This window comes from Legionellales bacterium (assembly GCA_026125385.1).
GTDB lineage: Bacteria > Pseudomonadota > Gammaproteobacteria > JAHCLG01 > JAHCLG01 > JAHCLG01.
Genome location: JAHCLG010000034.1, coordinates 1 through 23,549 on the forward strand (window position 1 = coordinate 1; position 23,549 = coordinate 23,549).

The following is a 23,549-nucleotide window of genomic DNA, read 5'->3' on the forward strand; positions in this document are numbered from 1 at the left end:
ACCGTAGCCTGGAACGGAGCGCAGACGTAGCCTGGAACGGAGCGCAGCGGAGATCCAGGATCGAAGTTTTTTTAATATTCTGATCCTGGATCTACGCTGCGCTCCGTTCCAGGCTACATCACACTCCGTTCCAGGCTACGCGCTCCGTTACAGGCTGTTACATGGTTAGTCTTTTGGTATTGGATGGGGCTAATGAATTTTGCCATTCATTAACATTGTTTAGTAATTGTTCATCTGAAGCAACACTGCTGGCTAACTCGTTAGTTGCTTGATTAGTATTGCCATTTACATTCTCGACTAATGTCGTTAAAACATCGTCATAGTTATTATTAAAACAAGTTTCTAATTTTTCTCGTAACTTTTCTTTGGGATCAGCGCCTAAATTTTCCAATGATAGTTTTTCAATTTGATCTTGATCATTTTTTATGGCTACGGTATTTTTTGAATTACCTAATAGTAATTTCATTAAACATTCTGCAATTTTTTCAAAAATTGTCTTTGAAACCGTATTGGTAAAGTTTTCTTTCTTTTTAGCTTGTGCTTCTGGACTATCTTTATTTTCATCCTTGTTTGAAGTTGTGTTTTGCACTTTATTTACAAATGATTTTATCTTTGAATACGCGTCTTTAGCACTTTCATAGAGAGAGCGTGAACCTGTAGTATTATCTTTGTTAGATTGTCTATCGTCCGGTAAAGGACTTGATGAGGTATTTTCTGATCGTGTGTCATTTTCCATCGTATCGTTAACTCGCGAGTTTAGGTTAAAATGAAATTTTCATAATCTACTTATCAATATAACACATTGTATGTCCATTTAGAATAGAATTATCAGGTTGACCCATAAAAATGCTAACGTATTGATTATTGCTATTCCATCCCTCTTAAATTATAGACATACTATCAGCAATTAACTTGAATACTGCTCAACACACGCTACTAGCCACCTGGTGAAAAACCAGGTGAAGGTGCGCTACTTGGACTCGCTCCTGGAGTATTCGTATTTGTCTGCTGAGAATTATATTGGTCTAAATTCCGATCGTGTGCTGCTCGTTTGTCTTTATCGAGTAACGTATCTTTAGCGGCATTTAGTTCCTTCATTTTGGCTTCTGCGGCTTTAGATTCTTCTGGACTGTCTTGATGCTTATCGGGATGATTTGCCAATGCTTCTTTGCGATAAGCTTTTCTAATTTCATTTTCCGAGGCATTACGATCGACCCCTAGAGTTTCATAGTAATTAGGCGGTGGGCCTGCGTTTTGAGGCGCTGATGATGCGCCGGATGAATTAGATTGTCTCTGAGATTGACTATAATTTGACTGTTGGGAATTATATTGCGTATTTGAATAGTCATTATCACTGGATTGTTGATATTCGTTATTTTTGCCATTGACATGCTCATCAAAAAAGCGCGTAAAATAATCCATATAAGACTCACCGTTTTCTTTAGGATTGTCTTTTTTCCATGATTGATATTTGTTATACCAATCTCGTAATTCTTTAATTAAATCATCGCTTTGTCCTTGACTATTACTAGCATTATACTGAGGTTGATTTCCAGCATTATTATCCTGCTTACCCAGTAAATAAGTGGCTATCTCTTTAAAAAGATCCTGAGCCACTCTAGAGGTAAAATCATCTTTTTTCTTCTTTTTCTTTTCCTCTTCTTCATTATCCTGTTGCGGCTTAGCTTGAGGCTGTTTGGTATTTTTCATGTTCTGCTGAGATTCCCAATGCGGATTACTGCCTCCCGTAGTTACCGTAGCCACGGTCGCATTTGCCATATTAAATTCACTTGATTCTGCGCTATGCATGGTAGTACTCTCACACTATACTGAATACTATAAGCATACGCGATTTCCACGACTTATCCAAGAAATTTGAGGCCATAAAACAGTGAGCGAGCATGAATCCTTTCCTCACACCAAACTCACTACCTCCACACTCTCCAAATGGCGCACCAACAATTGCAAACGTTTCACCCCACGAAACTCATTGATATCCAATTGATAAACTAAGCGCACCCGATCGCAATGATAATTAGGCCATTCTCGCAGATTAATATTAAATGCAATCGCTTCAAATTGTTGACGACGATATAAATCGCTTAAGGTTAATTTTAAATGCTTTTGTCCGACTAAGCGTTGGTCGAGAATATAAAATTCACCATCGAAACACGGCTCGGGGAAATGTTGCCCAAATGGCCCTGCTTGCTGCAATAACTCTGCTAAATTTAAAGTGATTTCTTCGGGCTTTAATTCACCATCGCTGAATAACTGCGCAGTAAATAAATCGCTCGAACTGTGTTGTTCAATCATCGTGGAAAAAACGCGAGCGAATTCTGGTAAATGATGAGGTGCAATGCTTAATCCTGCCGCCATGGCATGGCCGCCAAATTTAGTGATTAAGTGCGGATGATGGGTTGCCAGTGTATCAAGAATATCGCGAATATGAATACCATTAATCGAACGCGCTGAGCCTTTTAATTCTTGCTCATTGATTTTAGCAAATGCAATCACCGGACGATGATAATGATCTTTAATGCGGCTGGCTAAAATACCAATCACCCCTTGATGCCAATTTTCATCGAATAAACAAATACCCGCCGGCAAGCTCGTGTCATTAAAATGAATTTTTTCTAATGCCGTTAACGCTTGTTGTTGCATATCCATTTCAATCTGTTTGCGTTCAATATTTAATTGATTTAATTGCGCTGCATATTCCATGGCGATGGAAAAATCTTGTGTTAATAAACATTCGATGCCCAAACTCATATCATCTAAACGCCCCGCGGCATTTAAGCGCGGACCTAAGGCAAAGCCTAAATCTGCTTCCGTCACTGTCGCTAATTCTTTACCAGCAATGGTAAATAACGCTTTAATTCCTGGACGACACCCGCCACGCCGAATTCGTTCTAATCCTTGTTTAACTAAAATTCGATTATTTTGATCCAGTGCGACGACATCGGCAACGGTGCCTAATGCCACCAAATCTAAAAAATCGCTCATTTTAGGTAAATTAATCTGTTGATCGGAAAAATAATTTTTTTCAATTAAATAACGGCGCAAAGCTGACATAACATAAAAAATTACACCAACCCCAGCGAGCGATTTACTCGGAAACGCATCGCCATTTAAATTCGGATTCACAATTGCTTTGGCATCTGGAAGGTGACGACCCGGTAAATGATGATCGGTAATGATGACATCAATGCCATAGTCATTGGCTTTGGCAACACCTGCGACACTTGCTATCCCATTATCCACCGTAATAATCACATCGGGTTTTAACTTTGCGGCTTCCACGACAATTTCTGGCGTTAACCCATAACCATATTCAAAACGATTCGGCACTAAATAATTGACCTGTTTAGCACCAAAGGCTCTGAGTGCTAATACAGCAAGGGTGGTACTGGTGGCGCCATCAGCATCGAAATCGCCAATAATTAAAAAATGTTTTTGTTGAATCAAACTGGCTGCTAAAAATTCTACGGCGATTTGAATATTATTTAAGGATTGAAATTTTAATAATTGATCCAAATCGTGACATAATTCATGCGCCGATTGAATACCGCGATTTGCATAAATACGTCTTAATATTGGATGAAATTCTAATAACGATTGTTCATATTCGGGTTGGGCTATACGACGTTTGATGATTTTTTTCATGCACATATTTCCTTGCCGGAGTCATTAAACTACAGAACCACAGTCCCAAGAGGGCGACTATGATATTTAATCCAAAGGCATAACGCAATGCCGAAAGATAGCTAACATGCAAATGCAATTCGAGATAGCGCCGCACTTGGCTAGGTAAAGAATTTAAATCAATGCTACTCATATTCGTGCTAACCAAGATGGTATTTAATTGATGTTGCGTATAAGCAGTCAGGTGAATTGCTTGTTCAGTTAATCCTGTAATCACAATTTTGCGCGTGTAATGCAATAACACCACACTACTAAACACCACCCCTAACGTAGCTCCGATTAATCCAATCATGGTGTAAAATGCGGTTGCCGTATTAATGACTTTGGCAGAAGATGAGCGCAACATCAGCGTCCCATAACCTGGAAATGCTAAACCAAATCCTAATCCCATTAGCACAAAAGCACTGATTAAACTCGCTGTTGAAGATTGTGGAGTAATAAAAAATAAAATCAATAACGCTACACTCAAGAGAGCAACGCCTAATAAAATCGGGGCGCGTGGGTTTAATTTATCTTGTAGATATCCACCGGCTGGCGATAATAACGCCCAGAATACTGTCATCGCTAAAAACATAAATCCACATTCATAACTGCTGATCAACATAACGTTGAGCAAGGCTAAATTCGCTAAAAATACAATGGCCGCAAAATTATATTGCAAACACATAAAGCCAAACGTCGCACTCATAAAATTACGATTAAAAATAATCGAAGGAAATAATGGCGTGGGTGTATGTGCTTGGGTAACGATTAATAATACTAAGGCGACTAAGCCTAAATAAATTAATACGGAAAAAGCATCGCTGTATCGTGACCAATATTCTGTATGAGTAATGCTTAAAATTAATAATAAATAACAAGCGATTAATAAACCCATGCCTAACCAATCGGGTTTTTTATGACTGAAGGGAAATTTTTCGCGCGCCACGACAAAGAAGATGATGAGAAAAGCAACTAAGCCTATGGGAATATTCATCCAAAAAATCCATGGCCAGGTAAAGAATTTGACAATAAAACCTCCTAAGAGTGGCCCTAACGCTAGCCCCAAACCCACCCCCGTACTCACCATACCTAAGGCCAAACCTCGTCGGCTATCGGGAATTAAACTATAAGCGATGCTATACGCGGCAGGAATAAAGCAAGCCGCACCGATCCCTTGGAAAATTCGTGCGATAATCATCATCGCACTATCACGGGTAAAGCCACACCATAAGGAAGCCACCATAAATAAACCAACACCGATTAAAAAACTGCGTCGTCTACCAATGACTTCGCACAGATGACCTGCTGGTAACACTAATGCTCCCCAGGTTAAGACATAGGCACTTAATATCCATTGAATAGTATTGAGTTGGGTAGCAAGATCGTGGGAAATGGGCATAAGTGCGATATTCACCGCAGTAAAATCGATATTAATCATGAAGGAAACTAATGCCAGCCCCGATAATGCCAACCAAGCTCGCCAACTCACTCGCGATTCAGGCATTACGTACATGCTCCAGCAGCGCAAAAAAATCGCGTGGCTTGTGAAAACGCCACCATCGTGGCAATGATCGATTGGTAAATTGCCATGCGCTACCCTCCCCTGTATACAACCAGCAACTGTGTTCTCGGGAGTATTTTAACCATTTAAAGAGATTAGGCCAAAATGTTTCTTCTAAATACGGCAAAAAAAGTGTTGGATCACTTGTTTGCAGCTGGGTTTTGGGATCGAAAAAAATAAAATAGCGCCCTGCGGCAGTTAATTCATTTAAACAGTGTTCAAAGGGAACTGCTAATTTTTTTAAATCTAAATATTGGCAAATGCCATTTAGCACGGGTTCGTCGCCATAAATCCATTGCCAGTCCGAGGCCATTTTTGTTGGCAACTTGCCGCCCCCCCATAACCAAACGCTGTTTAAATTCGCTGGAATTTTATATTGTTGTTGAAATTGAAATAACACCATTTGAATTTCCGTTAATAAACGTCCCCAAAGTTTTGCCATGGGTGTTTGCGGAAAATCCACTGAAATTTTTTTTCCACTCATTTCACTGAGGGTAGGAGTAGGAATATCTAAAAATTGTAAATTCGATAAATACCAGCGGTTCATTCTGGGGGTATAAAATTGCCAAGCCACTTCGTCTAGTATATTTTGAATATTTCTTCGTAGTTCTAATAAATAATCGCTGGCAATATTAAATGTATTTAATGGATGTAAAAAAGCGTTTTTCTGATCTAACACTAACTCCACCGGATCACAACACCACCAAAAATTATCGTGGGTATTTAATCCATCGGCAAGTCCACGCAAAGCTGCTAATCCTTGCATAGCATTTTGCTGAGGAAAAAATAATTCACTTAATACTTGCTCATAATTGCGAGCATTACTTGATAACATCGGCGTGGATAAGATGAGTTGCGTTAAGTGAATAAAGGATTGCGAAGATGTTATTTCATGATTTCTACGAAGAGAAAATAATTCCGGTATCATCACATACAATGCTTTAGTCACATTATTGCTCCAACTTTTTTTCGATGGTATCGCGAATGATAGATAATTCGACAGGTACTACTTGAGTTGGATGATGTTTGGCGTGCCAAGTTCCACTATCAGGATCTTTTAAACCATGGCCGGTTAAAGTCGCCACCACTAAACTGTGAGGTGGTATTTTTCCAGCGCGATAGTCTTGCACAACTCCAGCAAGGCTCACCGCTGAAGCGGGTTCGCAAAAAATACCTTCTAACGCCGCTAATTGATATTGCGTTTGCAAAATATCCTCATCTTCACAATCATTAAACCAACCTGATGATTCTGCTTGTGCGCTGAGTGCTAAATGGCGTGATTGCGGATTGCCAATTCGAATAGCACTGGCAATGGTTTCTGGATGAGTGATGATAGTATTGGTGACTAAGGCATTCGCTCCACGCGCTTGATAACCAATCATATGGGGTTTTTGCGTAATTTTATTTGCGTGAAATAATTCACTATAGCCCATCCAATACGCACTAATATTCCCCGCATTACCCACCGGTAAATAATGATAATCAGGCGCGCGTTCTAATGTTTCACATACTTCAAATGCTGCGGTTTTTTGCCCTTGTAAACGCAGTGGATTAATTGAGTTGACGATCGCTAAGGGTAAAATGTCTGCTAATTGTTTTACTAACTTCATGCCATCGTCAAAATTACCTTGTAGTTGTAAAACAGTTGCACCATGACAAATCGCTTGCGCTAATTTTCCATAAGCAATTTTTCCCTCAGGAATTAATACAAACGCTTGCATGCCAGCGCGTGCGGCATAAGCACTCGCGGAGGCAGAAGTATTGCCAGTCGACGCGCAAATCACCGCGCGCTGTCCTTGTGCTTTCGCAGCAGAAATAGCCACCGTCATCCCGCGATCTTTAAATGATCCGGTTGGATTTAATCCTTCATATTTAACATAGAGCGTTAAATTCAAATTAAAATACTGTTTAAAGCGATGGAGTTCGATTAATGGAGTATTGCCTTCATATAAACTGATCGGTGTTTTACAGGCAATTTCTGGCAAATACTCAGCATATTTTGCAATTAATCCTGGATAATTTATCTTCATGAGCCCTTATCCTTTTCGATTAAATTTTTACAATCGGCAAACACAGACTTTGTTTAGCAACGGTCGGATGTTGTTTAATTTCGCTAATCGCCTGCTGCAAATTTTGATAATTCACTTGATGTGTTTTGATAATAATAGGAACCCTATCATGCTGATGATCAGATTTTTTTTGTAACAAGGATTCAATACTAATTCCCATCTTGGCAAAACTTTGAGTCATTCTCGCCAATACACCGGCTTCATCGCGCACATGAAAACGTAAATAAAATTCACTTTGCAAACTATCCATTGTTAAAAAATTAATGGAGGAAATAGCAGATTTTGGTACCTGCATAGAATAATGTTGAGTTGCAATAGTAATTAAATCAGCAATCACACTGCTAGCAGTGGGCAACGCCCCAGCACCTTGACCATAATAAATGGTTGGACCAGCGGCATTGGCTTCCACTAAAATAGCATTCATCGCGCCATTAACATGGGCTAATAAACTGCTGTCTGGAATTAAACAGGGTTGCACGCGCAATAATAAATGGTGATCGGTTTTTTCCGCAATGCCTAATTGCTTAATACAAAATCCTAATTCGCGCGCATAATGCAAATCGAGCGCATTAATTTCGCTAATGCCTTGTTTGAAAATAGTGTTCATGGCCAAGGGTGCGCCAAAGGCTAAATGCGCTAATAAACACAATTTATGAGCGATATCGCTACCATCGATATCTAAAGTTGGATCGGCTTCGGCATAACCTAACTGTTGGGCTTGTTGTAACACTTGAGTAAAATCGGCTTTTTGTTGTGCTAATGCCGATAAAATATAATTACTGGTACCATTGATAATTCCCGCCATGCGTGTAATCTGATTCGCACTTAAGCCCTGCTCTAACGCGCAAATAATTGGCACACCACCGGCAACAGCAGCTTCAAAACGCAAAAAACAATTTTTTTCCGCGGCTAGTTGAAATAATTCTTCACCGCGCTCTGCTAATAGCGCTTTATTGGCGGTGATCACGTGTTGATGATGCATCAGCGCTTGTCGCACAAAATCAAATGCAGGGGTTACTCCGCCGATTAATTCAATCACCACATCAATAGCGGGATTACCGATTATTTCACTGGGCTGAGTAGTAAATTCTGGATTAAACGAATAATGAACGCGCGGTTTTTGCTTATCGTGAATTAAAATTTTTTCGATATGAAATTCACAGTGATAACGATGCGCAATTTCGGCAGCATTAGTTTGCAATAATTGCAAACAACCTTGACCTACTGTGCCATATCCTAATAGTCCAACGCGTAATTTTTTTTTGATAATCATCCGTAAACTTAGGCAACTTGAGAATAAGTGCCCTCATTCTCACGTAATGCTTTGCCAATTGCAAGACATGCTTGCGTGGAGATGTCATCTTCCTGCACTAAACTAAAACGCACATACTGATCGCCTTCTTGACCAAAGCATACGCCAGGAGTTACCGCGACATGGGCTTTTTCCAGTAATAAATCACAAAATCCAAAAGAGCCTAAAGCTTGAAACGGTTCAGGAATTTTTGCCCACACAAACATGGTGGCACGAGGCCTATCAATTTTCCAATTGGCGTGTTTTAATAATTGTTGACAGAGATGATCGCGGCGTTGTTGATAACACCAACGATTTTGTTCAACACAAGCTTGTGATCCGGTTAACGCCGCAACAGCCGCATGTTGAATGGGGGCAAACATGCCGTAATCAATATAGGATTTTAAGCGTATTAACGCACTAATTAATTGTCGATTCCCATTCATAAAACCCACACGCCAACCTGGCATATTATACGATTTTGATAACGAATAGGTTTCCACGGCAATCTCTTTAGCACCTGGAATTTGTAATATAGAAGGCGCGCGATAACCATCAAAAACAATATCCGCGTAAGCAAAATCATTTAATACCCACACGCCAAATTTTTTAGCAAGCCCAATGACTTTTTCAAAAAAATTTAAATTAATTCCCATCGAAGTGGGATTGGAAGGAAAATTCAAGACAAGTAATTTTGGTTTGGGCGTCGCGTGTTGTAAATTTTTTTCGAGATCGATTAAAAACTGTTGTTCACTCGCCAGTGAAATTGATAATACATTGGCGCCAGCAATCACAAATCCAAAGGTGTGAATGGGATACGCAGGCGTCGGCACCATCACTAAATCACCTGGCCCAGTGATGGCCAGCGCCAAATGCGCTAACCCTTCTTTTGAACCAATAGTCACTAACGATTCTTGATTTGGATCTAAGCTCACGCCAAAACGTTGTTCATACCAATCGCAAATGGCTTGGCGTAGTGGCTGAATTCCTTGAGAAGCTGAATAACGCGTGGCATCGGAAAATTCCAACGCTTCGCGCAAGGCATCGAGGATATGAGGTGCAGTGGTTTGATCGGGATTGCCCATCCCAAAATCGATAATATGAATTCCCTGCTGACTATAATCCTGTTTTTTGCGCGCCAAAATATTGAATACATATTCCGGTAGTTGATTCACTCGCTGAAATTCACTCATGGTCTGCCCTTCCTGCGTTTTAACCAAGATTGTTGTACCGTCTATTTAACCGTTGATCTACCATCTTGGCGTAAATCCTTTTACAATTTGCCTTATTAATTATAGTTGTTTTTTATTAATTAGGTGATCCATGCAATTAAATTTAGATCAAAACAGCCAAATTCTTTCCATCGCGCGCTATACAGATCGCTCAGTAACGCTCGGAGAACACACTTACACCCACAGTATTTTAATTTCCGCCCAACACCTGCAAGCATGGCAGATTCATTCCCCACTGGAATTAAATCCTCAGCATTTATCCGACATTCTAGCATTAAAACCTAGTATTTTATTAATTGGCGCCCAGCGCAATAACTTCCCCCCGCTCGCCTTTCGCAAGGCTTGCCTCGAAGCAAAAATTGGCCTAGAAATTATGGAGTTTGGCGCAGCCTGCCGCACTTATAATGTATTAATTGCAGAAAAACGCCCTGTCGTTGCGGGGTTGTGTTTGAATCCTTCGACGATTTTGTGAATCTTACAACTATAAATGCTTGAAAAAGCATTTACAGCATCTAAAAATTATGGCCTAATCTTTCTCCTATTCTTTTTAATTATTTATTTCATTTCCGCAGACATATTTTAGGACAATAACGCATGGAAATATTAACGGATCTAAAAGCGATTCTGCACTCAAAACGTGCCAATATTTATTATTTAGAAAAATGCCGAATCATGCAAAAGGATGGTCGCGTCTTGTATCTCACTGAGGCTCAAAATGAAAATCAATATTGGAACATTCCTATAGCCAATACCACTTGCCTTTTACTGGGCACAGGCACTTCCATTACACAAGCAGCCATGCGCATGTTAGCGCAAGCAGGTGTCTTAGTGGGCTTTTGTGGTGGTGGAGGTACACCCTTATTAATGGCAAGTGAGGTTGAATGGTTAACACCGCAAAGTGAATACCGTCCCACCGAGTATATGCAAGGTTGGATGAAATTTTGGTTCGATGATAAAAAGCGTTTACTTGCAGCAAAACATTTCCAAATTTCACGTATTGAATATTTAAAAACTCATTGGCAAAAAAGTAAAGAGCTTAAGTCGGAAGGTTTTAACAGTGATGATTTAGAGCAACCCTTGTCAAATTATGAAAATAAAATTAAACACGCCGCAGATATCAGTAAATTATTTCAAGCAGAAGCAGAGTTAACGAAACAGCTTTATCGCTATGCGGCAGCACAAACAAACTACGGTCAATTTACTCGTAACCGTGAAAATACAGATAACGCTAATAGTTTTCTTAATCACGGAAATTATCTTGCCTATGGTTTAGCCGCAACAACATTGTGGGTGTTAGGTATTCCTCATGGATTTGCCGTAATGCACGGTAAAACGCGTCGCGGAGCGTTAGTTTTTGATATAGCCGATTTGATTAAAGATACACTTATTCTCCCCTGGGCATTTATTTGTGCGAAAGAAAACAGTAGCGAACAAGAATTTCGTCAGCAGTGTTTACAAGCGTTTATTGATCACAAGGCTCTTGATTTTATGTTTGATCAAGTCAAAGCCATTGCGTTAAAAACCGATTGGGAAACCGAAAATAATAGCGACACTTTGTTATGAGAGTAATTTTCGTTTCTCAATGTCAAAAAAAAGCATTAATTAAAACCCGTCGCGTCTTGGATGCTTTTGCCGATCGCATTGGCGACAATACTTGGCAAACGGCAATCACTCAAGAGGGTTTGCTTGCGGTTAAAAAATTACTGTGTAAAACAGCAAGTAAAAATACAGCCGTGAGTTGTCATTGGGTGAGATCTCGATCTCGCACGGAGTTGGTTTGGGTGGTGGGGAGGAAACAAGCTTTTAATCATCGTGGGGTTGTGCCAGTTAACTATACATTAAAGGAAGTCATTATGGATAAATTATCTGTGAAAACTAGCCATTTCATGGCTAATACAAAAAAGCAAAAGTTAAGCCATCATCTTTTTGCTGTTGGGTATGTTGCTTACTATCTGCTTGAAAGGATGGGGATAGAAAATCCAAAATTAAAGCAAGTGGCTTTTATTGCAGGCATTTTGCACGATTTAGGGAAAATAGACCCAGAGTTTCAAAATTGGGTTAATAAAAACTTTGGAAAAATTTCAGAAGATTTCACGCCACATGATGGAACCCACATTGATGCACCTAAGAAGTTTTCCTTTGAAAATCATCCAAGGCATCATGAACTTTCGTGGTTATTCAGCGAATCATTGCTTTCAGAATCACAAGAACTTTCCAAACATCAGCGAATTCAGATTGCTCACGGTATTTATTGGCACCATACAAAGCCTTTTAGAAAAGATGATATATTTACTAAGCCAGAAGCGATTTTTGCTGTTTTTAAAAAATCTTTAGTAAAAGAAAAGTTTGATGATATCTACAGCAAAGCCATAGCGGTGCTCAAAGATGTTACTTTTTTGTCTCAAAAATTTGAAATACAACATTTACTGCCCAACTTTAATAAATCCTTTAGTTTGAAAGTTGACTCGTATCCTGATTATAAAAAATATGATGATTGGGCAGATAAGATCACGGAATTTCAAGATAATGTTCGTGAAAATGCCTTAAATAACCTTATCAGATCAGCAGTAATTAGTGCTGACCGTCTGGTTTCCTCATGTTCTTCAGAAGATCTTGAGGAATATCTTGTTGAACGCTCGTTGGATGAGCTAGTAAATAACCTCGCGCACGAAGAAGGCCACTTACTCGAAGGAATACGTGATTGCCTGACAGGCTTTAAAAAACGTTACCCTTCAAGCGAACAGAATTACGCACAATCAGAAGCCGCTCAAAAACTCGCTGATTTACAAAAATTTGCTGTAATGAATGGTGATGGAGCAACAAATATAGGGGTGCTTCAGGGGCCTGCAGGGTGTGGTAAAACAAAAATTTCCCTGGAATGGGCAGCTCTAACTCAAGCAAAAAAAATTATCTGGATCTGTCCGAGAGTCCAGGTTTGTCTTGGTTTGCTAAATGACCTAACTATTGACTTTTAGGACATTCAGTTCAGTTCACTGCCGCACAGGCAGCTTAGAAATGATACTATTTCTCCAAAAATTGAACCTGACTGTTCACTGCCGCACAGGCAGCTTAGAAAAAGAGTATCCATTTGTTAAGTCATAATGCCAAGTTCACTGCCGCACAGGCAGCTCACAAAAATAAAACGTAACACAACTATAATATCAAAACACGCTTAGTCTATAGCAGAATGCGTGCAATTTTTTTATAATGCAGCCTTTTATACTAGGAAGCCTTGTCGATGAAACTCAGCATATGTCACATGCATGAACCTCTGCTCCATACCAAAACAGAAGCTATTCCGCTGGAAAAAATTACTAGTCCAGAAACTCAAGCATTACTCGATAATATGCTCAGCATTTATCCCACTTTACCTGCTGTGGGATTGGCCGCACCGCAAGTGGGTTGGAATGCGCGGGTATTTATTATCGGCATTGAAGATGAGCATTCACGCGAAGATAACGAGGGCATGCCTGTAACCTTATTTATTAATCCCGAATATGAAATTATCGACGATAATCGCTCCACCGATTGGGAAGGTTGTTTTTCGGTTTATAACGAACCTAGCCAACAAATGTTGGGCGAAGTGACTCGCTCTACAGGGATCCGTTTTCGTGCTTATGATCGAAATGGTAATTTATTTACTCAAGAATACCGTAATTTTCGCGCAAGGGTATTTCAACATGAATGCGATCATTTGGATGGTATTCGGTATGTGAATCGCATGAAAAATAATCAACAACTATACTTTCGCCAAGATAATAAAGCTTATCATATTTATCTACATCAAATTCCCAAAGCCCTACGCTCCGGTAAATTTCCGATTTTACGTGAACTCGTCCCCTTGCTTGAACATGCGCCGAGTAATGGAATTAGCTCAAAATTATTGAAAGAAATTTTGGCTGTTTATCACAATTCGGGGGATAATCGTAAATGATCCCATCAGAATATTAATAATCTTAGATTAAGAAAATTCACTTTCGACGGCGATATTTTCTCATCAACTCAAAATCATTATTCGTCAAAGCCAGATCGCCTGCCGCATTTTCCGCAGAGATTAGCGCTTTAACATAATGATTGCGGTCAGGTGGGTTTCGATGTTTTTTTAAAGGCTGAGATATTTTTAGCGAACAATTTTTCAGGATAAAATCTGTATTATCACTTGAGCTTTGTATTTTACTATTAACCTCCTGTTTGAGTGAAACTTGAGTTGTAATAGTATTTAAAACTCTTACATTCCGTGGTTTCCAAAATTGAAATGAGCCTGTTTGGTAATAAGAAACTAATCCCAATGAACAAATATGCAAAATGGATTGGAGAACTTGATAAAATTTACTACTACGATGTTGAGTATTATGGAGAGTATTTGTTTGGTTTTTAATTTTAGCTAGAATTGAATGCGTTTTTCTTTCTATAGCGCTTAATGTCATTTGATCATTCCATTTGAATTTATTTGTATTGGGTTTTGTTTCATTTGTTATGTTAGAAGATGAATCATTATTAACGGGAACAGCATATAATTTTTCGATTTCTGCTAAGCTTTCTAATTTTTTGAGTATAACGAAGAGATTCTGTTTCCGACCTTCATTGCCATTCTGCGTATTCTCAAGAAGCAAGTTCATTAGTAAAAAATTAATACGAGTTCTGATGTCGGCGGTAATAGTGTCTATGTTTTTTTCTCCATCACCATTAACCAAAGCGAATTTCCGATAAATATTCTCAAACTCTGTACAAAGATAATCTTTATAATCAGAGATTAATTCTTTTATTTTTTTAAGTTGAACAGAAGCGAACATATTCACCCATAATATTAAAAATTCTAAAGGTTTTGCCTGATGCTTAAATTAAGCTTATTGTACATTATTGCGAGTAAATAAGAAACTTTTCATTGAAAACCGCAGTCACTGACAAAAAACTGAGCCAGCCCCCCCTGCTTCTGGCTCATTAGTCTCTCCTAACCGCGATACGGCAACACTTGCACGGTCGTGCCATGGCGAATAAATTCTTGATGTAACCAACGCGCATCTTCGTGATGAACCCGGATGCATCCATGGCTTGAGTTATATTCAGGAACTACAGGTGATGCATGAATGGCACTGCCTCCACTAAAAAACATGCAATAAGCCATAGGGGCGCCTCCTCGGCCTAACGGATATTTACTGGAAACACAATCCGCCCCCCCTTTACGATACACCTTGAATGTTCCAACGGGCGTACGGCAACCTCGTCCCACATCACCACACCAGCGTTTACCCCCAGAAGCTTCACCATGGCGAACTAATTGTCCTTGTTCATCATAGGCCGCCCAGACCATTTTCGTAGGAGAAAAAACAAAAACACGATTACCAGTCGCTGCGCGCTTACTTGGCAAGCCATTGTGTGAATTATACCCTGCCCCATAATCATTCATCGCTACTTGCATCGCGCCGCATTGCCCATCGCTGCAATCCACATTGCTATAGGCGAAGGCCGACAGTGATAATGATAATAACCCCATGCCAATGACTGTTTTGGTAAGCTTCATATCGTTTTTCCTCTTGCAATTACTATATCCTTCTCTCCTTATTTTCGTACGAACACGCAATAACTTTAGATTTATTTTTATGGCGGTGTTTTGTGCATAATATACGTTATTTAACGAATGGATTTGACTAGACTCGGTAATGCACATAGAATTCAAAACCAAATATAGTTGTAGTAGCTTTGGCGTATTATAGAACTCGAATTAAGGACAATTCTATGAAATTAGTAAAATCAGTCGCCGATTGGATGAATGGATTTGCTCACGGGATTTTTTATGCCTATTCAGAAATAAAGCATATCCGAGAACAGCAACCTTTATTGCGCTATTCAGCGATTGAATATTCAAAAAAAACACAATCTTTTGTATGTTTGATTCAAGTCGTGGGAAAAAATGTATTTTATCGCATTCCACCTCAGACAATTTTAGAAAATGAAGAATTTCTTTACTCATTTTCGCAAGCAGATATAAAAATAATTACCATTGCTAATGAGAAAATTAAATCTTTTAAAAAATATGAAGTAATTGAGTTTGAACAAGATTCTGATGAGCATTACCTAATAGTAAAAAACTCTCAAACAGCGAAGCTAAAAAAAATAATAATGAATGAGTTTAATGATGCTGAAATTACTAAAAATTTTAGCCCAGCAGATGCATTTCGAATTGGTTATAATAAAAGCTTAATTGATACTAAAAAATTTCGCCATGAGTTATCGACCATAAAGAAAAATTTAAAAATATCAAAAAATTACTCCAGAGCTAACCAAATTAACTTAATTAAAAATATATCTAAAGAAAATGAATACTCTAACCAATAAAACATTTAAATATTATAACCTGCTTAGTCTGTTATATTTAACATTCATGCTATTAACCTACCTATTAGCGTACAAAATGGCAGAAATTAACGGATTCCTGATTTCAGTTGGAATTTTTGTTTTCCCTTTAACCTATTTTATAGGTGACATTGTCGCCGAGGTTTATGGCTATAAAAAATCTTTAGAATTAATCTGCGCCACCTTAATATGTGGTTTTATTTTCTCAACAGTATTGGCTTTACTAATCAGAACACCCGCACCGAATTATTGGCATCATGAAGCTGAGTATATTTCGGTATTAGGCAGTGTTTTTAGATTTTATTTAGCTAACACACTGGGGATCATTATAGGTCAAATATTAAATGTTTATATTATAGCAAAAACCAAAGTAATTCTAAGGGGTAAATATTTTTGGTTGCGAAGTATATGTTCTTCATCGTTAGGCGAGTTGATAACCTCTTTAATTGCTGACTTAATTGCATTTTTAGGAGTATTGAGTTTTAGCAAAATAATACAAGTAATGATCAGCATTTATATAATAAAATTGCTTTATGCCGCCTTATTATCGTGGCCAGGATCTATTATCGCTGTTTATCTAAAAATAAAAGAAGATTTAAATACCCAAGACTACAGAAAAAATTACAATATTGATCAATTAATTAAAAATATACAAGATAGTGGTGGAGAGATATGCCAGGATTAGCGAGCTATGAAGCATTAGCAAAGAAAAAACTTGAAAAAAGTATTTTTGATTATGTATGTGGTGGCTCAGGTAATGAAATCACTTTACAATCAAATAACGCCGCATTTCAAAAATTCACATTTTTGCCCCAATCTTTAAAAGGTATCGTTAAAGTTGATACCTCAGTTAATCTTTTAGGGAATAAACTCAAAACGCCAGTCTTAATTGCTCCAACCGCCTTTCACAAAATGTTGCATCCTGAGGGAGAGATAGCAATGGCCAAAGCAGTTGAAAACAGCGGGTCGTTGATGATAGTAAGCACTATGGCTACAACATCTTTAGAGAAAATTTCACAATCAACTCAGTCACCTCTTTGGTTTCAATTATATGTTTTTGAAAATCAGAATATAACTTTGGAGCTTATCCGGCGAGCAGAAAACGCAGGTTATAAAGCCATAGTAATTACTGTAGATGTTCCACTCATGGCCACTCGGCATCGAGATAAAAATAATTTTTTTACTTTACCACCCCATTGTAAAGCTGAAAATTTTATTAATTTTGGCCTAAATAATCTTTCTGAGAAAACCAAAACAGGTTCAAGAGTTGCGGAATACACCAACACTCAATTTAAACGAGGGCTAAGTTGGCAAGACATTGACTGGATTAAATCGCAAACGCGTTTACCTATTATTTTAAAAGGTATATTAAACCCCTTAGATGCAAAAAAATGTTTGGAAAAAAATATTGATGGAATTATTGTTTCTAATCATGGCGGAAGACAGTTAGATTGCTCTGTCTCTTCACTAGAAATTTTGCCGCATATTATTCAAGCCGTTCAAAATAAAATCCCTGTACTGTTAGATGGTGGAATTAAAAATGGCGCAGATGTTGTTAAAGCCCTAGCTTTAGGTGCACGCGCTGTTTTACTTGGGCGACTTCCTCTATGGGCATTAACAGTTGGTGGACAACAAGGCATTCAAGAAATGTTTACCCTAATTAATGAAGAAATTGAAGAATGCATGTTATTATTGGGATGTGAATCTGTAAATGAATTGCGGGAAAATGGAAGGGATTATTTATATTTTACCAATTCGATTTCGTTAGAAACTCAACATTCTGTTTCAATCCCGACTAGATTTTCTAGACTTCGTAGCAAATTATAATACTTTTTTATAATTTACTAAATTTTGAATAACTACCCCGTATATTTTAAATTCGCCATATTCGGCGGGTGTGGCTTGACCGTACTTGTCATTTAGAGGTCTAAATATGTGGAGATCGCCATCTTTGAGATATTGTCTAAAAATAGGATTAGATTGATGTTTAATTTTAACTATAACAAAGTCACAATCCTCGGCTTCCACTTCTGGTTCGACAATAATAATAGATTTATCATCAAAACTAGGCAACATGGATTGGCCTTGAACTTTCAATGCGAATGCATTTTTACTGACTTTAATATTTACCGTAAAACTATCTGTGTTGATAAGCGGCCTTTTGCAAATCCAATTTTCCAACTCCTCAAAGCGTAGCAACGGCAAAATCGTATTGCGCCTTTCAATCTCATTAAATTCTCCTACGATATATCCAGAAGGTAGATCTTCTTCACCTAAGAATTGACTTAGATTCAAACCAAAAAACTTTGCGATGGGCATCAATGTTGAAATAGTAGGATTAGGCATTTGATTTTGCTTTAATTTATTGATTGTGTGGATTGAAACACCTGTGTGATAACTCAATTCTTGCGCATTAATGTTTCCCTCACTCATTAATAATGGCAACAAATTTTTTATTACAACACCCTTATCATTAGCTTTTTCTATACTTAAATTCTGTTGCGGTTGTAAATTTTTACTTTTCCTCATGGGACTTCTCATTTCTCACTTGATATTGATTAAATGATACTCAAAACAATATTAAAATGCAATCGCATACTATACTTAGTAAATTAATGCTTGATAATATTTTAATTGGTATTATAATACCAATTAAAACTTATTACGGAGAAGCATTATGTATCAAGAAAAAACAATCCCAAATAAATGCAAAAAATATATAGCTCGATATCGAATCATAGTACAGGATTACGATAAAACAGAACCGTATATTACTTTCTTCGATACTGAGTTACTTTGTCAAAAATATTTATCTTTAACCGAAATACTAACAAGTGATGATTTTTTAATGGGTTTAAGCGCAAATGATCTTCGTATTTTTATCTCGATCTGCGCAGATCATATTCTTAAACAAGAACGCAATGCCATTTATAAATTGAAACATTAAATACTTTAGAAACTTGCCCAAGCAATTAAAGTGGTTATGTTAAACTCTTTGTGTGAAAATAATTGCTAACATAACCACTTCTTTTTATCAACCATTCAATGCGCAAATATTTCGTCCTTATTGCGAACTATCTATCACCTAATGCTTCCAAAAATATATTTTCAAAACAAAGCATGCGAGCATCCAGCTTTTCCGGTACACTATGAATTTTTTAAATAGTAAGGAATTTCTATGCAAGTAGCTCCTAAAGTCCGCGGATTTATTTGTACTACCGCCCATCCGCAAGGTTGTAGCGCTCACGTTCAACAACAAATTGCCTACGCAAAACAACATGCCATAACAAGTCCGATTAAAAACGTCTTGGTGATTGGTGCCTCGACGGGTTATGGTTTAGCGAGTCGTATTGCCAGTAGTTTTCAAATGGGTGCGGCGACGATTGGTGTGTTTTTTGAAAAACCGGCGAGCGACAAACGCACCGCGAGTGCCGGTTGGTATAATACGACAGCATTCGAACAAGCTGCACAACACGCAGGTATTTATGCAAAAAGCATTAATGGCGATGCCTTTTCCACAGCAATTCGCCAACAAACGATTGATTTAATTAAACAGGATTTAGGCAAAATCGATTTGGTAATTTATAGCCTGGCCTCTCCACGCCGCACCGATCCCAAAACTGGTATGGTTTATCAATCGGTATTAAAAACCACGGATAAACCGTTTATCAATAAAACCGTAAATCCCTTAACCGGTGAAGTGAGTCAAGTTACCATCGAACCTGCAACTCAAGAAGAAATTGATCATACAGTTGCCGTTATGGGTGGTGCTGATTGGCAATTATGGATAAATGATTTATTAACCGCCAATGTCTTAAATGATGAGGCACTAACGTTAGCTTATTCTTATATCGGACCTGAATTAACCTATCCTATTTATCATCATGGCACGATTGGCCGTGCCAAAGCCGATTTAGATCGCACCGCACACTTATTAAACCAGCAATTGCAAAAAATAAATGGCAAAGCCTATATTTCCGTGAATAAAGCAGTAGTAACACAATCAAGCGCTGCCATTCCTGTAGTGCCATTATATATTTCATTATTATTTAAAGTAATGAAAGAAAAAAATTTGCATGAAGGCTGTATTGAACAAATTTCTCGTTTATTTCAGCAATTATACGGTAATGAAACTTTATTGCTCGACGAAGAAAATCGCATTCGCTTAGATAATTTTGAAATGCGTGAAGACGTGCAACAAGCAGTTATGCAATTATGGCAGCAAGTTAATAGTGATAATATTTATAAAATTTCCGATCTTAAAGGCTATTTACATAATTTTTATCAATTGTTTGGTTTTGAATTAGATAATATAGATTATCAAGCAGATGTTAATATTGGTATTGCCATCCCATCATTAAAATAAATCTAGAGTAGCCTGGATCGGAGCGCAGCGAAGATCCAGGATCGCACAACGATAAAATTTTTCCTCAACAAAATATATTCAAAACAATTGGATTTTAGGCGAGGCGCTGAGCTAACGCTACGAAGAAGTAGCTGAATACATGATTAAGTAGCTTTGGCTCGGCAACAAAGCCTAAAATTCAATCGTGAAGAGTATAGTTATATAAACTTTAACCTGAATTTATTTGTCTGCGTCATCTACAAATTCCTAAAAAAGATTAAATTTCAACTTGTGAAACCAATGCTGAAATTGAGTCTAATTTAGATTATGTTCTCGCCTCTACTATTGGCGAGTGAGTCCACTGAGAGTGATTTTATGAACATGACATTTCCAAAAACTTTCTTTCTTAAGGATGTTCTTTTAAGTATTGATGGGCTTAATCACCAACCCATTTTTTCAAACTGCGCATGATTAAAAGATTTATAGCACAACAAATAAAACCATAGCACATAATATATAGATTTTAATTCTTATTTGCATAAAAAATAATGGTGTGTTAGTATTTTTCACCTAGTAACAATCAATGTGTTTAAGAAATAGCTAACATGAAATTAAAAAAACTCACCGCCAAACAACTTGGTATGATCGCGATTGGTGGCGCAATTATTGGTTTAGTAACTCGTGAAACTACTGTTATCCACAAAGCCATGAAAAGCATTTTTATTACAATTAACGATGAACAATTGCCTGCATGTTATTAAATAGATTTAAAACACTCATTCCCTATCTTGCTGCCCTCTTTGCCGTAAGTGTTTGGGGTGGTATGCCAGTTTTGGTGAAAATGGCTTTAAAAGGCATCAGCGTACCTGGCTTTATTGCCCTAAGATTCGGTTTTTCAAGTTTGTTGCTTTTACCTTGTTTAAAAAGTGTTATAAAAAAACTGGGTGATTTAAATTCAAGAGATTTAATTTTATTTATTTTAGTTATCTCGGTGATGTTTTTCTCACAAACCTGGGCTATGGATGAAATCCCGGTAAGTTGGTATGTCGTAATTTTTTCACTGACACCCGTTTTAATGGCAGTTTGTTTGCGCTATAAAATGCAATGGCCAGCAATCGTTGCTTTGTTGGTGATTATGATTAGTTTATATTTATTTATGAGCTTTAAAGAACAATATGATGTATTAACTATTCCAGCGATTATTGCTCTCGTTTTAGGTATGCTAAGTTGGGTTTTTTACAGCGTGCTAATTAATAAACTTCATACCGTCTATAATGACTTACAAGTCACCACCTTAACGTGTTATATTGCAGCCATTGTAAATGGTTTAATCTGGATATTATTTTTTCGATCACATTTAAGCGAAATTAATTTAAGTGCTTGCTTGATTGCAGCTTGTGTGGGTGCCATTGTTCCTTGTGCCTTTTTTTGTTATTCCTTTGCCATGCGCCATCAAAAACTATTTGCCATTTATAGTCAGTATTTGGAGCCAGTTTTAGGGTTACTGCTTGCAGCGTTGGTTTTTAAAGATGCCTTGAGTTTACTTCAATATTGTTGTGTGGTGTTTATTTTGAGTGGTGTGATTGTGGTAACGCGTTACTCAATGCAACACTTAGATAATAGCAATTGAAATAATTATTTTTTAGATTTAATTTTTCAATTTGATATTTAATTTTATTTAAAATTTCCTCTGCCAACATATTGGCAATCAGCGCGATCAAAAAACATAATTAACCCTTATCGAGATTAGATTTTTTTGATGTTTTACTGGTTTTAGGCACGTGAATAGGTTTTAAAATTGGCAATGGTTCCCAAACGGTAAATGATTTAATTCGATTTTTATAACGACCAAAGTCATCAAAATAACAAACATCATAAACACTTTCATGTTCATAAAAGGTTTGATTTGCGCGGTGTAATGAATCGTAACAGGGGATAATACCAATGTTATCGTGCCCTAACAAACGCTTGCGGATCCCTTCAAAATCATTGATAGTAATTGGTAAGCCCGCATCATATATTGCTAAAAACATGCAAATAGTATCTTTTAATCGGCTAATTGCGGGGCCATTTAAGACGACTTTAAAGCCCTCTTTAAAATAATACGAAGGGCGCTCTACGATAAGATCAATGTGTGTGGTATTACCTCCCCTCATAATTTCCCAAGGATGGCCGCCACTTTCTCGCAATGGATGTTTACCGTCTAGCCATTGCTCAAATTCTACTTTTGACTTTTCTTTAATACTTAATAAGCCTTCATCACGACCGTCAGCATAACACTTATACAATTGTTTTCCGCTTAAATTTTTATCAAATGAATTTTCATTTCCCAACACAGCAGTATATGCAATTTTACAATAATTAAAATAATCATGAGCTGACATTGATTTTATTTCAGTATTTTCAGATCGATGCAAATAATTGCTTTCCACAATATCAATAAATTTTTTAGTATTGGCTTTACCTAATGCTTTATCAATGCGATAACAATCACTCAACGATTCTCTAACAATCGAGTTAGGCACAATTCCTTTACGCCGATTGAGGGGATAATTTTCTTGAATTTGTTTATTGATTTTAATCCAATCTTTTTTTACGCAGTTTAACCAGCGGCATGCATCGATGATCAACTCTTCCCATATGACAAGCAATTTTTCTTCAGGCCGGTAATCGTGAGAAAAGCCAAACGATTCCATTAATGTAACGCTTTGATGGGGTTTTACTTCTAAACCACGGATGTCATTATCTAGTAAATTTAAATAATAAGTATCTTGATATTTATTTACAAACAAATGATGCCATTTTGCTTTTTTATCCATAAAAATAATATTCCACTGGCGATCGACGCTTTGAATTTTATATTCAAAGCCTTGTAAATTTTTTATAAACGCATCGATGTTTTTATCGATAGTCATATTGGCTCCTAATCAGATATCGATGTTTTTGCTTTAGATTGATAGGATTTTTTTAGGTATTTTTTTAGAGGTGGTTATAGTGGCGGAGAGAGAGGGAT

22 protein-coding genes and 1 CRISPR repeat array are annotated in these 23,549 nt (G+C 37.5%); of the genes, 10 read left to right on the top strand and 12 right to left on the bottom strand.

Going from position 1 to position 23,549, the window contains the following annotated elements; genetic code table 11:
* Nucleotides 1-157: 157 nt before the first annotated feature.
* From KIT27_10750 to KIT27_10785, 8 genes are all read right to left on the bottom strand, one after another.
* Entirely contained in the window at nucleotides 158-736 is a 579-nt protein-coding gene (locus tag KIT27_10750; GenBank protein ID MCW5590122.1) for a hypothetical protein, read from the bottom strand.
* Between the two features lie 200 nt (nucleotides 737-936).
* A complete protein-coding gene (locus KIT27_10755; protein MCW5590123.1) occupies nucleotides 937-1,809 on the bottom strand; it encodes a DnaJ domain-containing protein in 873 nt (290 codons plus the stop codon).
* 105 nt (nucleotides 1,810-1,914) lie between these two features.
* A complete protein-coding gene (recJ, locus tag KIT27_10760; GenBank protein ID MCW5590124.1) occupies nucleotides 1,915-3,663 on the bottom strand; it encodes a single-stranded-DNA-specific exonuclease RecJ in 1,749 nt (582 codons plus the stop codon).
* Nucleotides 3,620-5,188, bottom strand: coding sequence for an MFS transporter (locus KIT27_10765; protein MCW5590125.1), 1,569 nt, complete (start codon nucleotides 5,186-5,188; stop codon nucleotides 3,620-3,622). Before KIT27_10765 ends, recJ begins: the two co-directional genes overlap by 44 nt.
* Nucleotides 5,181-6,194, bottom strand: a complete 1,014-nt coding sequence (locus KIT27_10770) for a hypothetical protein (GenBank protein ID MCW5590126.1) — start codon at nucleotides 6,192-6,194, stop codon at nucleotides 5,181-5,183. The genes KIT27_10765 and KIT27_10770 overlap by 8 nt, the downstream gene beginning before the upstream one ends.
* Before the next feature lies 1 nt (nucleotide 6,195).
* Complete coding sequence (locus KIT27_10775) at nucleotides 6,196-7,275, bottom strand: threonine synthase (protein MCW5590127.1); 1,080 nt, start codon at nucleotides 7,273-7,275, stop codon at nucleotides 6,196-6,198.
* A gap of 19 nt (nucleotides 7,276-7,294) precedes the next feature.
* Nucleotides 7,295-8,587 (bottom strand): homoserine dehydrogenase, encoded by a 1,293-nt coding sequence (locus KIT27_10780; protein ID MCW5590128.1) that lies wholly within the window; start codon nucleotides 8,585-8,587, stop codon nucleotides 7,295-7,297.
* An 8-nt stretch (nucleotides 8,588-8,595) separates the two neighbouring features.
* Nucleotides 8,596-9,798, bottom strand: a complete 1,203-nt coding sequence (locus KIT27_10785; GenBank protein MCW5590129.1) for an aminotransferase class I/II-fold pyridoxal phosphate-dependent enzyme — start codon at nucleotides 9,796-9,798, stop codon at nucleotides 8,596-8,598.
* Between the two features lie 130 nt (nucleotides 9,799-9,928).
* On the opposite strand from KIT27_10785, the gene KIT27_10790 reads away from it, so the two are divergent.
* From KIT27_10790 to KIT27_10805, 4 genes are all read left to right on the top strand, one after another.
* A complete protein-coding gene (locus KIT27_10790) occupies nucleotides 9,929-10,309 on the top strand; it encodes a hypothetical protein (GenBank protein ID MCW5590130.1) in 381 nt (126 codons plus the stop codon).
* A 122-nt stretch (nucleotides 10,310-10,431) separates the two neighbouring features.
* Nucleotides 10,432-11,400, top strand: coding sequence for a type I-F CRISPR-associated endonuclease Cas1 (cas1f, locus tag KIT27_10795; protein MCW5590131.1), 969 nt, complete (start codon nucleotides 10,432-10,434; stop codon nucleotides 11,398-11,400).
* Nucleotides 11,397-12,812 (top strand): CRISPR-associated endonuclease Cas3'', encoded by a 1,416-nt coding sequence (locus KIT27_10800; GenBank protein ID MCW5590132.1) that lies wholly within the window; start codon nucleotides 11,397-11,399, stop codon nucleotides 12,810-12,812. The genes cas1f and KIT27_10800 overlap by 4 nt, the downstream gene beginning before the upstream one ends.
* Before the next feature lie 11 nt (nucleotides 12,813-12,823).
* A CRISPR array of direct repeats spans nucleotides 12,824-12,976; the repeat unit is 22 nt; unit sequence GTTCACTGCCGCACAGGCAGCT.
* A 99-nt stretch (nucleotides 12,977-13,075) separates the two neighbouring features.
* Nucleotides 13,076-13,771, top strand: a complete 696-nt coding sequence (locus KIT27_10805) for a peptide deformylase (protein ID MCW5590133.1) — start codon at nucleotides 13,076-13,078, stop codon at nucleotides 13,769-13,771.
* Nucleotides 13,772-13,808: 37 nt separating this feature from the next.
* Here KIT27_10805 and KIT27_10810 read toward each other — a convergent pair whose 3' ends face one another.
* On the bottom strand, nucleotides 13,809-14,630 hold the full coding sequence (locus KIT27_10810) for a hypothetical protein (protein MCW5590134.1): 822 nt from the start codon (nucleotides 14,628-14,630) through the stop codon (nucleotides 13,809-13,811).
* Between the two features lie 158 nt (nucleotides 14,631-14,788).
* The gene (locus KIT27_10815) at nucleotides 14,789-15,358 is read right to left on the bottom strand and encodes a L,D-transpeptidase (protein MCW5590135.1); all 570 of its coding nucleotides are present in this window, start codon (nucleotides 15,356-15,358) and stop codon (nucleotides 14,789-14,791) included.
* A gap of 215 nt (nucleotides 15,359-15,573) precedes the next feature.
* Here KIT27_10815 and KIT27_10820 point away from each other — a divergent pair, with 215 nt between their 5' ends.
* From KIT27_10820 to KIT27_10830, 3 genes are all read left to right on the top strand, one after another.
* Complete coding sequence (locus tag KIT27_10820; protein ID MCW5590136.1) at nucleotides 15,574-16,173, top strand: hypothetical protein; 600 nt, start codon at nucleotides 15,574-15,576, stop codon at nucleotides 16,171-16,173.
* Nucleotides 16,174-16,249: 76 nt separating this feature from the next.
* Nucleotides 16,250-16,876 carry a queuosine precursor transporter gene (locus KIT27_10825; protein MCW5590137.1) on the top strand — a complete coding sequence of 209 codons (627 nt, stop codon included), beginning with the start codon at nucleotides 16,250-16,252 and terminating at the stop codon, nucleotides 16,874-16,876.
* Nucleotides 16,864-18,018 carry an alpha-hydroxy-acid oxidizing protein gene (locus KIT27_10830; GenBank protein MCW5590138.1) on the top strand — a complete coding sequence of 385 codons (1,155 nt, stop codon included), beginning with the start codon at nucleotides 16,864-16,866 and terminating at the stop codon, nucleotides 18,016-18,018. The genes KIT27_10825 and KIT27_10830 overlap by 13 nt, the downstream gene beginning before the upstream one ends.
* On the opposite strand, the gene KIT27_10835 is transcribed toward KIT27_10830, so the two are convergent.
* A complete protein-coding gene (locus KIT27_10835; protein MCW5590139.1) occupies nucleotides 18,013-18,720 on the bottom strand; it encodes a helix-turn-helix domain-containing protein in 708 nt (235 codons plus the stop codon). The genes KIT27_10830 and KIT27_10835 overlap by 6 nt on opposite strands.
* Nucleotides 18,721-19,369: 649 nt before the next feature.
* Between KIT27_10835 and KIT27_10840 the strand changes: the two genes are divergently transcribed.
* The 3 genes from KIT27_10840 (at nucleotide 19,370) to KIT27_10850 (ending at nucleotide 22,166) form a co-directional block, all read left to right on the top strand.
* Nucleotides 19,370-20,557 (top strand): trans-2-enoyl-CoA reductase family protein, encoded by a 1,188-nt coding sequence (locus tag KIT27_10840; protein MCW5590140.1) that lies wholly within the window; start codon nucleotides 19,370-19,372, stop codon nucleotides 20,555-20,557.
* Nucleotides 20,558-21,141: 584 nt separating this feature from the next.
* On the top strand, nucleotides 21,142-21,297 hold the full coding sequence (locus tag KIT27_10845) for a hypothetical protein (protein MCW5590141.1): 156 nt from the start codon (nucleotides 21,142-21,144) through the stop codon (nucleotides 21,295-21,297).
* The gene (locus KIT27_10850) at nucleotides 21,288-22,166 is read left to right on the top strand and encodes a DMT family transporter (protein MCW5590142.1); all 879 of its coding nucleotides are present in this window, start codon (nucleotides 21,288-21,290) and stop codon (nucleotides 22,164-22,166) included. Before KIT27_10845 ends, KIT27_10850 begins: the two co-directional genes overlap by 10 nt.
* Before the next feature lie 100 nt (nucleotides 22,167-22,266).
* On the opposite strand, the gene KIT27_10855 is transcribed toward KIT27_10850, so the two are convergent.
* On the bottom strand, nucleotides 22,267-23,451 hold the full coding sequence (locus KIT27_10855) for a hypothetical protein (protein ID MCW5590143.1): 1,185 nt from the start codon (nucleotides 23,449-23,451) through the stop codon (nucleotides 22,267-22,269).
* Nucleotides 23,452-23,549: the final 98 nt, after the last annotated feature.